The sequence below is a fragment of the Varibaculum cambriense DSM 15806 genome, assembly GCF_000420065.1.
Classification (GTDB): domain Bacteria; phylum Actinomycetota; class Actinomycetes; order Actinomycetales; family Actinomycetaceae; genus Varibaculum; species Varibaculum cambriense.
On the sequence record NZ_ATUF01000002.1, the window covers coordinates 240,372 to 253,555 of the forward strand.

A 13,184-nucleotide genomic window follows, 5' to 3' on the forward strand; every position below is an offset into this window, starting at 1 on the left:
TTTAGGCCTGCGAATCCACTGGCGGAGGTACCTCGTTTAGTGCCCGCTCAACTACGCTTTGCGCGGTTGCTCCTTCGAAGAGGGCGTCGGCGTCCATAATAATCCGGTGCGCCCAAACCGGTACTGCCAGGGTCTTAATATCATCCGGCAACACATAGTGGCGCCCTTGGGAAGCCGCCCACACTTTGGCCATCCGCATCATCCCGATAGTCGCTCGGGTTGAAACCCCCAGGTTAACCGCATCATCCAAGCGGGTCGCTTCCGCGAGTTGCTGCACATACCGGGTAATCTGCCCGTCGACGTAGTTTCGCAGTCCTAGCTGTTCCCAGGTAGCGATTTCATCGGATTCAACTACCGGTTTTAGATCCTTCGATAAATCCGGTTGGGCGGCACCGGAAAGAATCTTAATAGCGGTTTCTTGGTCGGGATACCCGAGGGAAATTTTTATCAGGAAGCGGTCTAGCTGCGCTTCGGGAAGTTTATAGGTACCTGCCTGCTCTACGGGGTTTTGGGTGGCGATCACCAGGAACGGTGATTCCACCGGGTGCACCACTCCATCTACGCTGACTTGCCGCTCTTCCATCACCTCTAGCAGGGCAGATTGGGTTTTGGGGCTGGCCCGGTTGATTTCATCCGCCAATACGATATTGGCGAAAATCGGTCCGGCGTGAAAATCCCATTCTTTAGTTTTCTGGTCATAGACGGTCACTCCGGTAATATCGGTGGGCAGCATATCGGGAGTGAACTGAATCCGGCTATGGGAGGCATCCACCGAGGCAGCTAGCGCCCGCGCCAGGGCGGTTTTCCCAGTTCCGGGCGCATCCTCTAATAGGACGTGTCCGCCTGCGAGGAAAGCCGCTAACACTAGGCGCACCTGGTGTCCTTTGCCGAGTATCGCCTGATCAACATTTTCGGCTATCTGCGCGAAACGGGTGGCGAACTCAGCAGCTTCGGCCTGTTTCAGGATCATATTGCGATCTCCTTTTCGGTTTTCCGGGCAAGTAAATCCTGCCCGCTAAGACGGGATTTTAGATATTTATCGCCCCCAAGGGCGCGTAGCGGCGACGGGAAATCCGAGTACCGGCAACAGGTTCCGGTTGCCGGAGTGGTCACCGGCAGTTCTATTAGGGGGGTCAGGTGCGGCCACAGCGGCTTTGAAACTGGCAGCAACGGGGTCAGCTGGTACCAATTTTGCAGGTAGGACATCGATGCCAGCGGCTCACTAAAACTAGAGTTAGTGCTATAGGGATCAGGGGTAGCCTGCAGGGTCGAGATATCCAGTTGCTGTCTAGCTACTCGGGTTCCTTCGGGCATTATTTTGAGATCCGCCGTGATTTTCCAGGTCTGCCCCGGTTGTAGCTCTTTAAGCGTGATCCACCATCCAGATCCCGCCATCATCTGGGTTTGATATTGATAGTCGGCGAGAGTTGCTCCCCCCGGTCCTGACCCAGAAACCGCCAGTTCCAAGGAGTTAATATCCCAGGTTTCCAAGCCGGAAACATCTACTTTTATCACCGTTCCGGTTGCAGATCTGCGGTTTGCCAGCTCTACCATAGCGGTAATCTGGGGATTCTCCTGTGCTCCGAGATTAGCTTTTAGTGGCTTATATGCACCTTTGTTATACCTAAAATCGCAGGTGTATTCGACTTTCAGACCATTTTTTGCCCGCGGATCCTTAAACTGGAAAGTTCCATCTTCTGCTACCGGGTTTCCCGCTACCCTGGTGGCCTTACATTCTCCGTTATCTCCGGCAGGAGCCTCCGCCCCCTGCAAATACACTCTGGCTAATTTAGATCCGGCGCGCTCTAAAGTAGCGCTGACTGCACTTTCGTTGAAGGAACCGAAAGTTTCGAAGTCACCAGTTGCCGCCGGCCCCGCCTTGGTATTGACCGCGTACACACTAAATCTATGGGGGCCGCCAGGAAGATCTTTAGCTGGATAAGTGGTACCTTTAACTTCCCGAGCACCGCCACCATCTATAGTCACCACATAGTGATCTATCGGAGACCCCCCGTTAGTACTGGGTGCCTCCCAAGTAAGGGTCGCGGTTCCCGCTGTCTTTCCGATGGTGCCTCTGGGATTGCCGGGGGCGCCGGGCGTAACCTCTACCTCTATCGGTGGGGAAGCCCCCGAGGGCTTAGAATCCCCCACCCGGTTAGTGGCTATCACCGTAAAGCTGTGGGTCTTCCCCGGTTCCAATCCCGGGAAATCTACCAGCGTTGCCCGGGAGGTGACCGTTTTCCCGGAAACCGAATCGGTGACTTTATAACTAGTGATGGGAGCACCGTTAGCCGCGGGGGCAATCCAACTGATGGTGGCGGTAGTGGATTCGCTGACTTTAGCGGTTACCGCGGTAGGAGCATCAGGCGTAGACAAAACGCGGATCCGGGAAGTACCGGTTACTTGGCGATCTGGATCATTACTGGCATCTTGCAAAGTGTAGGAAACCACCAGGTCACCTTTAAAACTGGCTGCCGGGGTAACTTCCAGCTGAGTTCCGGAGGCCAAAGCCTGTCCGGCTCCTTGCACTATGTTCGGTGACCCCACGGTTTTCAAGGATTTTCCGGGATAGGGGTTGGTAGCGTAGCGACTTAAATCAATGCTGAGAGTCTTTCCGGATTCGCCCTCTAAATCAATGGCGGTCACCTGGATCAAAGGACGAGTAGAGCTGACCACCCGCACCGGGATTTTCCCGATAGTAGGCCCGGAGCCGTCCTCCACCGTGGCTTCGATATAGCCGGCGTCTCCTTTAGCTTTACCGGCTTCGGCCGCAACTGAAAGCCGGCTGCCACTAAGCGAAGCTTTAATACCTGCGGGAACCGCTCCGAGGCGGTAACGCATTTTCGCGGGATCATCCCCATCTTCATCGCTAACCATATCTGCCAAGTTAACGCTGACTGCATCTTCGCCCGCAGCTACTTCTATGCGCGTGGGGGTGAAAATTGGCGGGCGATTGCTAGTGGGTTTCACCTCGATGGGCAGGGTTAAAGAGGCGCTGAGGGCGGAAGAATCATTCGCTTTCCCGTCGCTAACCTGCATCACCAGGGAAGTTTTCCCAAAGAAATCAGGATTGATGTTTACTTGGAAGGAATCGTCTCCCGATATCTTTACTCCGCCGGTAAATCCGGCCCCCAAGGTAATGGCTTTCGCGGAATGGATATGCGGGGTACGCGCCTTGCGGGTAATCACATAGGAAGCTAAATCAACGGTTAGAGTCTCGCCAGATTTGGCTTTTATGGGGATAGTGTCGGGGTCGATATAGGGCTTTTGTTCGGATACCCCAGGGACGTTAACTATGGCATTGGCACTCAATCCGTCCTGGTCGGTAACGGTATAAAGCACCAATTGACGCTGGGAGGGCGCGGGAATTATCAGCTTTTGCCCTTTGACGCTCACTCCTTTTTGCTGGCAGCTAACCGTGAGCGCGGCGCCATCCCCATCCGGGTCAATATCATTGGCGAGGACGTCCACTTCAATGGGGTCACCCACTTTCCGTCCCCCCTCTTTCGCAGTCACCAGGTCATCGGCGGCCTCGGGGGCTTGCAAGGGGGCAAAGGGGTCTACCTGTACGGTTGTAATCGAGGTGTCCTGTCCGCCCCGCCCATCGGTGATGGAGTATTGAATCCCGTAGGAGTCGGCTTTCTTGGGGGTGGTAAGCACTACCGCATTTTCGCGGGCAGCCACTTTCACGCTATCCCCGGGACTTTGTAGTGATTCTGAGATCAGGCTAACCCCGTCACCGTCGGGGTCAGTATCGTTAGCAGTCACTGCTACGGCGAGGGGGCGGTTCGGCCGTACTCGCACCTCATCCGGGTTGGCCTGCGGGTTTTGGTTCAGACTGGCAGCGGGAGCCACCCCTACCTGCACCCGGGCAGTTCCTTGTTTCCCGAAACGATCTTCCACGATATAGCTGAAAGTATCAGTCCCAATTTTTCCAGCTATTGGCTGGTAGTTGAGCCAACTGGGGCCAATATCTACTACCCCCATCTTGGGGGCATCGGCGATTCCTACCAGGGATACGGAATCTCCGTCAGGGTCAATATTGGTCAGATCAACCGGTATCCGGGTGGCTTGCCCTGAAATCGCCCTCCCGGTCACTACCCGGGGTTCGGGAGCAGAGTTATCGGAGGCATTCGCCGGTTTTATCTCTACCTTTACCCGCGCACTGGCTTGGTTTTGGTTGGTGTCTTTCACCGTATAAGTGGCTTCATATTTTCCCGGTTTTTTCGCCAGGAAACGCACTTGATTGCCGGTGACGAAGAACTTTCCGGCTTCCGGCGGAGTGGAGGTGGTTAATTTCGGGTCGACTTTTAGGGTCAAACCCACCGGGGAGCGATCATTGGCCAGCACATCAACGGTAGCTACGTCCCCTACTCGCCCTTTGGCTTCATCGGGTTTTGCGGTGGGAGGTGTAGTGGCCGATTGAGTGGTTACCGGGATAACTGTAACTACCCCTTCGGCGCTTTCATGCCCATTTGACACCTGGTATTTCAAGGTTTCGGCTTTAGTTATTCCGCGGGGAGCCGTGATATTTAACAGCGAATGATCCATCACGGTTGCCCGCAGGGGTGAGGACGCGCCCACGGTTACTGCCTGGGTGACCAGAACCTCTCCTGCGGGATCGGAATCGTTGGCGAGCACATCAGTTAATACCTGCCCCCCTACCGGCAGTACCGCCATATCGTCTTCTACCACCGGTTTTCCACGTTTTCCAGAGGAGGCGACGTCAACACGGATAACTCCGGTGGCAGTGGTTGGCCCATCGGAGACCGTGTAGGTCAAGTAGTAGATTCCTTCTTGATCTGAACGGAAGGATAGCGTTCCGCCTGCCAAATCCGGGGTTACTTGCGGTCCGGCACGCTCAATATTTACCCCCGCCAGGGTCAAGGGATCTCCATTGGCATCGGTGTCGTTAGCCAGGGGACGAATGGTGATGGTACTTCCTGCCCGGGCGAACGCCATATCGCCGTTGGCTTCCGGCGGCACATTTCCGGCGGCGCGCACATCCACAATCACGCGCCCCGAAATTTCTTGCCGCCCGTCGGAGACCAGTACTTTTACTTCTTTTTTCCCCACCCCGCTGGCCTGGTTGCGGATTACTAAGGTGCCTTCTTGGCGGTATTCCACCTGGTTGTCGCCGTTAGAAGCAGCGCCCGATAAGAACACCGGGTCTCCATCGGGGTCAGAAAAGGCCGGGAGCGCGTTGTACTCGATTTGTTTTCCAGATTCGACCACTACCGTGGGTACCCGTTTTTGTACCGGGGCAGAATTTTGCGGCTCCGGGGTGATCTTTACGGTCACGTTGGCGGTATCGACGCCTCCGCGACCATCTTTCGCCTGGTAAGTAAAGTTTACGGTTCCGGAGGCGGCGGCGGGCAGCTCGATCCGCAACGCGGCACCTCCGCGTATTGATTTGACTTCGCCTTGGCTGACCGGGCCTAACACTTCGGCGGTTAGTAAATCGCCATCGGTATCGGAATCATTTTCTAACACCGGCAGGGTGGTTATTTTTCCCGGCCGCGCCCCAAAACTATCGTCACGAGCCACCGGCGGGGTGTTTTCTTTCTGCCGATCTTTTTGCGCTATCTGTTCGGTTATCTGGGGAGAATCTTCGCGCTCCTCTTGTTTCTTTAACATGGTGGAGATTTCGTCCCAGTTATCTACCAGTTCCATGTTTTTGTCCGCTAACCATACTGCCCCATCGGTGGTGTCATTCAGCACCACCAGGTCGCGGTTCTTGCGAAACACCGGGGTTTGAGCAGTTTTCAGTCGTGTCAGTTCTTGGGTGGGGCGATAAACTTTCCCCGCGCATTCGCGCACAAATTTTCCGCTCCCAGCCCAGGCACCATACACACAATGGGCTTTTACTGCAGGTCGTGCCGGTTTTCCGGCGCTTCCTCCCGAGGGAATCTCCGTGGTAGCCCCGCTGGAGAGATTTACTTTGATCAGTTTGTCTTGGTCTGCGAGTAGGGCATAGGGCTTTGCGGGTCCGGATTCTTGCAGCGCCAACTGAGAACCAGATACTTTTATTCTTTTCCCGCTGGGCAGGTACAGCACCCCCTGCGCACTGTCGAGGGCGACTGCTTGTTTCCCAATCCCCGCCACTTCCAATTTGGCGTTCACCGGAATCTGCGGAATTTGTACCCGTTCATCTTTCCAAAGTTTTCCTTCTTTGGTGACGGTCACTAACTCTTTGCTAGTCGGAGAGACCAGGAAGAATGTCCCCTTTTCCCCTCCTGCCAGCTGGGCGCCTCGCAGGGAACGCACCGTAGCATTGGCGCGGTTACGCTCTTGAGACAGCAGGGATTGTCCGGCCCACAGCAATCCGGCTTCGGGGTCCAGGATTGCCAGGTTCGAGCCGGATTGGGCAATTTGTTGTCCTTTCCCCAGGGAAGAGGAAGTCTCTAGCCGTACTTTCTTGGGGTCAATTTTTGCGGCTTCGCTGGCTGCTAGATTTTGAAAGTTAACGTTCTCCCCTGCCTGGGTAACGTCAAACTGTCCAGTTTTGGAGCGGACTGCCCCATCTAAGGCGCGGGAGGGAAAATTTAAATGCCCCACCAGGTGTTGGGATTGATTAGTTACCCAGATTCCGCCGTCATTAAGGTCCACCTGCGCCCGGGTGATACCGGGATGCTGCCAGGCAAGATAGGCAATTACCAGGCTGAGAACCGTGAGGACCGCCAGGGAGACTTTGCGCAGTCGAGAGCGCATTTTCGCGCTCTTCTGCCGCCGCGCTCGAAAACTGGAATAGTCAGTACTGCCGGTTCGGTACTGTGAGGATTCGCTTTGCCTCTGGGAAGGGCGAGATGAGTGCCGAAAGCGCCCTTTGCTTTCCCGCGACTCATTTCCCCGCGACCTGGCCACAGCGATGCCCTCTTCTCATCATCTTTTCCCCGCCAACCTGGGAAAACATTTCCGCGCAGGTGGGGAACTAACCTGCAAGTGATTACCAATTAATGAGTCTACTAAACTTCGGGTCACTACCACCGCTTTTGGCACGTTTTCCACAGCTATCGTTTTTGACACTGCCGCTTCTACAGAGCTGCCAGGGAGGGTGCTTACGCGTCTCCGCCTGGCTATTAGACCGCGAGTAACTGCCGCGCCTATCCGGGGTGTTATTAGGGAATAGTGCCGCTGCAGGCTAAGTTCTTGGTGCAGCTTAACCGGAGGGAGATAGTTTTCTCTTGTCCGGTGCGGAAAGTTACCAGGTAGCGACTACCCACTTCATTTACCACTCCTTTTTCCGGCAGGGTCACTTTTTTCCCTGCCGTTTGCGCGCTGAGGAAGGCCGCGGTTTCGCTACTGCCTACTAATTTGGCTACTTCGGCCTGGTCACTCCGAGTGAGCGCTGCTGCAATTTTTCGCCCCTGCGTTTCAATCTGTTCATTAGCGGCTCTATTGCGCGCTTCGCTCTCCACCCAGGTATGGAAGGTTTTAGCCCCCCACGCCAGGCAGAGAGCGATCGCGACTATCTCTAGGGCAATAAGGACACGCCAAAGACCGCGATGGGTCGTGGTCTTCCCCGGCATGATTTCCCCTATCGCTGCAGCTATTTCTGGCGCCGCCGCGCCGCTACTAGGACGCTTCCTGCGGCTAGCGAGGCAATGCTAGCTATTAAGACTCCCCAGCTACTCACGCCCGTGTCTTTCAAACGGGGAGCAGCTTTCTTGCTCTTATTAGGTTGCACTGCGGTTCCATATTCCACGATCTGGGTCTTGGCCGCGGTCTTGACTACGTCTCCGGTAGCTTCATCTTTGACGATCTGTTCGGCACCGCTGGCATCTAGGTAGAAGTACTTGAGCATGGGGGTCACTTCACTTCCCAGGACTCCCTGCTGCACAATCCGCTCTTGCCCTTTCGCTAGTTTGGGGTTAGCGCGGCGCTCTACCTTAAAGGGGAGAGCCTTCTTGGCCTGGTATGTCTTTTTCTGCAGCTTGGATTTCAGCTCAATCTCCCAGCCATCGAGATCATTGCCGGTGACATTTAGCGAATAGTAGGGCGCAGCCGCCACCTCTTTGTCCAGGAACTGTACTTTTAGGAAGTAGTCCCTGTTCTTGCCCACATACTGGTTCCAAATCTCGAACCTATCTCCGCCAGGAGTTAGCCGCCGGAGAACTTTCTCCCCTTTCCGGTTAGGCAGAGTAAGCATTGAGAATTTCTTCCCGTCCTCGAAATTGAATACTCCCTCAAACTCGGTCACTCTCCTGTTCCCAGAGCCGTAATGTTTGCGTTGCTCGCCCTTCTTCTGTACATCGTAACTGGCCGCTACCTTTAGCTTGCCTTCGTGCCAGGGCGCAATCATCCCCGTCAACTTGGTATTATTTACGTCCTGATTCGCCTGCTGCACAAGCGAAATCCAATGGGTGTCCCCTTCTTCCAAAAGGTTCGCAGAACCCTTAACTCTTCCCCGGACATCCTCACCATTCACAGACCAGTAAGCTTCAATATTGTTGAGATCTGTTGGCTTCGCTAAGTTAGTATAGGTCGCGTCTCCTTTGAAGTTTTCTACCTCTTGCAGGGTTATCTTCTTGATTTCGCAATAATTTATCTCCGGGGTAAGGCGACGGGACCAAAAATTCTCGATTTCCCCAGTTTTCTTATTTTTTCCGCTGAGCCTGAGTGAAAAGGAGATTTTGCCGGCAGACTTTCCCGCTTGCTCCGGGTTGCAGGCTTTTTTCGCATCGGCAGGTTCGGCGTAAGTAGTCCAACGGAGACCAATATTAAGAGTGCCGTCACCGTCGGCAGCGGTGGCGCTAGGGCCGGCGGCCACAATCCCAACGGCAGTAAGTGCTATCGCCAGCAAAGTTACGAGGACGCCCCCGAGCTTACGCGGCATCGCCTTAGCGATTACAGAGTTCAACTTATTTCCTTCCCTCAACGCGGAGCTGGTCAACCGGGTATTTTACGGTTCCCAGCTCCCAGACCGCTCTGATTTTTCCGCGAGTAGCGGTTTCCGAAATAGCAGCCTGTTTGCTTTCTTAACTATTCGTGAATAGTCTTTCAGATACATTACTGCACTGCAACCGGAATATCGCCTCTACCTGCAAATACGCTTAACTATGAATGTAGGCACATAGAAATCCATTGCAATCCCTCCCCCATTTACATAAAATGAAATAGTGCTAATCAAGAAAAAAGTTTCCTCCGTTTTTCAGTTCCTAGCCACCCTCGCGACCCTCGCGGTGATTGTGGCGCTGGGTTCAACCAATCCGGCAGCGGCCGAAGGCGTGACCACCTGGGACGATCTAGTGGCTAAAGCCGCTTCCGGGCAAAATGACCTGACTGTCACCGGCAACCTCACCCTGGATGAGCAGTCACAACCGCTGGTAGTTCCTCAGGGCGCAAAGCTCACCCTGAAGGGAGCGGGCACAGTTACCGGAATTAACAAGACGGCAGTGGAAGTGAAATCCGGCGGGAAACTGAACCTGGCCGGTCCCTCCTTCACCAAGGCACAGTTCACGGTAAACGGAGACTTAAACTTTAGCGCCGGATCCATCCACGATTCCGACCCCGCCGGTCCGGTGATTTTCGTTAATGGCGGCAACTTCACCATGAGCGGGACTGCCGACTTCTCGAAGAACACCACCCCAGAGGGGAAAGTAGCTAACGCTGTCACTCCCGAGGGTGTAGATGCCAAAAAGTTAGCTCCCATCACCATCTATAACGGGAAGGCCAGCATCAATGGCGGAACTATTAAGGCTAATCAAGGCGTCCTTAGAGGTGGAGCCCTGGGACTCTGGGGAAGTGAAGAAAAACCCGCCATCCTTAACATTAAGGCCGGCGAAATCTCTGATAACAGCGTTCAGCATTCCAGATCTAACGGATATGGCGGTGCCATCTTTGGTGATCACACTAATGTAAATATCTCGGGTGGGAACATCCACGACAACTTCACCGAGCGTGGAGGCGCACTAGCCCTGGAACACGGATCGCTGGTAATGAGCAACGGAAACCTACATGATAACAAGGCTAGCCGCGACTTCTCCGGTAACGGCGGAGCCTTCTATTTAGATGATTCAAAATCTCAGATTTCGGGCGGTACTTTCAAAAACAATGCGGCTAATGGTTTCGGCGGAGCGTTAGTTACCCTCGGCGGCAACCACACCATCGACGGTGGAGACTTCCGCGATAACCAGGCACAAAAATGGGGCGGCGCCTTTCTCGGCAATGGTGGCAAAATAACTATCAATGGCGGTTCATTTACCGGAAACAGTGCCGGAACATCCGGAGGTGCTGCCGCTTTTGGCGGTAAAGCGGAAGCCACAATTAATGCCGCTTATTTCTCGGAAAACAAATCCGCAGGCTTTTGGGGTGGCGGTGCCATTTATAATGACAAGGGTTCCCACCTCACCATCAATAATGCCTTGATCAGGAATAACACGATTAAAGATGCATTTTTAATCGGCGCCGGGAAACACCCCATCAGCCAGCAAGGCGGTGGGGTCTGGAACTGCGATACTGGCCACACTACTCTCCACATCACTAAGGGAGTAGCTCTGTTTGGCAACACCGCACCAAATAGGGGTGATTTAAGGGGAGCCGGTGACGATTTTGTCAGTATCACCAAGCATAAATACGAGAAAGATTTCGATGGCGGACGACCTGTTTCCATTAGCCCCCGAATGCTAGGAGGCGGGCAGCGCCTCTGGTATCAGGATGGATCTATCTACAGCTACCACTCCAACTGGGCGCCAGACAGACAGCTTCCTCGATATAAAGAGGGCGGCAAAAACACTCGTATCCCGTACGACCAGGAAATTAACGAAAATAAAGCATACAAGTCGCTGCCCAGTGAAGACTCAAAGCAACTCGCTGAAAAACTCGCCCGAGTAATTATCGAAAACAATACTGCTACTGGTACAGGCATCAGTGGCGGGGGAATAGCCAATAACGGCGATTTGTTTTTCGGCAAGTCCGAAAGGTGGAAGCTTCAGGTGAAGAAGGCTTGGCAAGGCGATGACCCGGAGCAGCGTCCCACCAAGATAACCCTGGACGTGCTAGTCGGCGGTTATAAGGTCGACCAGGTGGAACTGAGCAAAGAAAAGAACTGGACGGCCACGCTTGAAAACTTCCCCGATCCCGACACCCTGCTCGATGCGAAGACCGGCGAGAAACTGCCGATTACTTTCAGGGAACACGACGGAAGTGGCAATCAGCTGGATGGCTACCAGCTCGTCGTAGACAATGGAACCAAAGACCAGAAAAATCTGACCTACACGATTTCGGTAGTCAACAAGATGCCCACCAAGGTCGAGGTAGTTAAGAAATGGGCGAACCCGGATGGTACTTGCCCAGCAGCCGCCCAGATCGAGGTAAAGCTGCTAGCAAACGGGAAAGCAACCGATAAGAAGCTCACTCTAAACGCTGCCAACTCCTGGAAAGGCAAGTTCGAGGATCTGCCGAAGTATGTTGACGGTAAACTCGCCGAATACACCGTTTCCGAGGTAGAAATCAAAGGGTACCGCAGCGAAGTAAGTGGTGACGCCACCAAGGGATTCACGGTTACCAATACTTGTACGGTTCCTCCGCCAGGACATACTCCTCCGCCCCCGAAGAAGACTCCCCCACTGCCTCGTACCGGCTCTGGAATTAGTGCGGCTCTAGCGCTGGGGATCTTGGCGCTCGCTGCCGGAGTTGTGCTGGTGCGCCGCCGGCTGCAAAACGGCTAAAACAGTTCAGATTCTGGCAGTGATTTACGGGTCAAAAGCCCTACAGGCGTAGACTGCCGCTATGGCTGCGGAAAGAAGCGATAGCGGTGGCTACTCCCGGGGAGACCCCGAATATCGGCGCATTGAACTCGCGCTATTTATTGCCGCGTTCGTCAGTTTCGCGCAAATGTACGAAACCCAGGTGTTACTGCCCGAAATCTCGGAGCATTTTCACCTAGATCCTTCGGCTGCGTCCCTGACGGTTTCCCTGACCACCGGAGGCTTAGCACTTGCCTTATTCCTGGTCGGCCCCTCCTCCTAACGGCTGGGGCGCAGGCCAATAATGCTGACCTCAATTTTGGTAACCTCCCTGGTGGGCATGATCCTCGGCTTTGTCCCTACCTGGCATCTGTTACTCGCCGGACGTTTCCTGCAAGGTCTAGCGGCTGCCGGTCTGCCCGCAGTTGCGACCGCCTACCTGGCCGAGGAAGTGTGCGCCAAGGATTTACCCCGGGCAGCTGGGGTTTATATCGCTGGCACCGGCCTGGGCGGTCTTTTCGGGCGTATCCTCAGCGGCGTCATCTCCCATTTCCTGCCCTGGCATTGGGTGTTAACCGTGATTGGCGTGGCCGGAGTCTTATTCTCGCTGTTAGTCTGGCGGCTGTTGCCTCCCCAAGAAAACTTCCAGAAGTCTCCCCCGGGCTTAAAAACCTTGATCGCCCACACCAAAGCGGTGTTCACTGAGCCGGGATTAGCCTTGTTATTCCTGATTGGCGCCCTAACTCTGGGAGCCTACCAGGCGATTTTCAATATGGTGCCCTATCGTTTCAGCGCCGCCCCCTACCTTTTCCCCGCGTGGATAGTGTCCGGGTTCTTCCTAGTCAACGCCTTCGGTTCCCTGGCCGCCTCGGTGAGTGGCAACCTAGTTGCCCACTACGGCAGGCGGCGAGTAATGCCCATGGCGGCGCTGCTGACTTTAATCGGCCTGGTACTGACCATTTTTGAAACCCTGTGGATCGTGATTCCCGCACTGATAGTTTTCGCTATCGGATTCTTTGCGGTTCATGCCACCGCCTCCGGCTGGGTAACCGCCCGCGCCGTGGCGGGAGTGGGTGCTGCCGGGCAAGCCGCCTCCGCCTATTCCATTTCTTACTACCTGGGAGGCTCCTGTTTCGGCACTGTAGGAGGTATCGCCTGGTATCACTGGGGTTGGTCAGGTTTAGTCGCCCTCACCGCCGCCCTGATTGCCCTAGTAGTAGTGTTCGCCCTGCTCCTGAGAAAAATCCCGCCCCTACAAAAATCCGGTTACTAACCTCTTTCCGTACCTGTTCGTGCACTGAGCGTAAAAGTACTCGGGGGACCCCGGTGAGCCTTGCTTCGCTCGGCTCAAGCCCCCTCTCGCATCTTTTACGCTCAGCACACAAGTACGCGAGAGGGATAGGTTTTATCCGAGTAGGCGCGGTGGGCATAAGAAATCGGGGAGAGACTATATCTCTCCCCGATTTCTTGGGCGGGAGGAAAAATATATTCCCCGCG

7 protein-coding genes are annotated in these 13,184 nt (G+C 54.7%); 3 read left to right on the forward strand and 4 right to left on the reverse strand.

All coding sequences use genetic code 11. From position 1 onward, the window contains the following. Position 1: 1 nt before the first annotated feature. From F605_RS0101195 to F605_RS0101210, 4 genes are all read right to left on the reverse strand, one after another. Positions 2-970, reverse strand: coding sequence for an AAA family ATPase (locus F605_RS0101195; protein ID WP_022864092.1), 969 nt, complete (start codon positions 968-970; stop codon positions 2-4). After that, positions 967-6,711, reverse strand: a complete 5,745-nt coding sequence (locus F605_RS09165; RefSeq protein ID WP_022864093.1) for an Ig-like domain-containing protein — start codon at positions 6,709-6,711, stop codon at positions 967-969. The genes F605_RS0101195 and F605_RS09165 overlap by 4 nt, the downstream gene beginning before the upstream one ends. 407 nt (positions 6,712-7,118) lie before the next feature. Then, positions 7,119-7,529 carry a hypothetical protein gene (locus tag F605_RS0101205; RefSeq protein ID WP_022864094.1) on the reverse strand — a complete coding sequence of 137 codons (411 nt, stop codon included), beginning with the start codon at positions 7,527-7,529 and terminating at the stop codon, positions 7,119-7,121. 20 nt (positions 7,530-7,549) lie between these two features. Next, on the reverse strand, positions 7,550-8,860 hold the full coding sequence (locus tag F605_RS0101210; RefSeq protein WP_022864095.1) for a G5 domain-containing protein: 1,311 nt from the start codon (positions 8,858-8,860) through the stop codon (positions 7,550-7,552). Between the two features lie 259 nt (positions 8,861-9,119). On the opposite strand from F605_RS0101210, the gene F605_RS0101215 reads away from it, so the two are divergent. The 3 genes from F605_RS0101215 (at position 9,120) to F605_RS09170 (ending at position 12,960) form a co-directional block, all read left to right on the forward strand. Then, a complete protein-coding gene (locus F605_RS0101215) occupies positions 9,120-11,669 on the forward strand; it encodes a Cna B-type domain-containing protein (protein ID WP_022864096.1) in 2,550 nt (849 codons plus the stop codon). A gap of 61 nt (positions 11,670-11,730) precedes the next feature. Then, entirely contained in the window at positions 11,731-11,970 is a 240-nt protein-coding gene (locus F605_RS10825; RefSeq protein ID WP_051132069.1) for a hypothetical protein, read from the forward strand. A gap of 3 nt (positions 11,971-11,973) precedes the next feature. Further along, entirely contained in the window at positions 11,974-12,960 is a 987-nt protein-coding gene (locus F605_RS09170; protein ID WP_272867065.1) for an MFS transporter, read from the forward strand. The last annotated feature ends 224 nt before the right edge of the window (positions 12,961-13,184 follow it).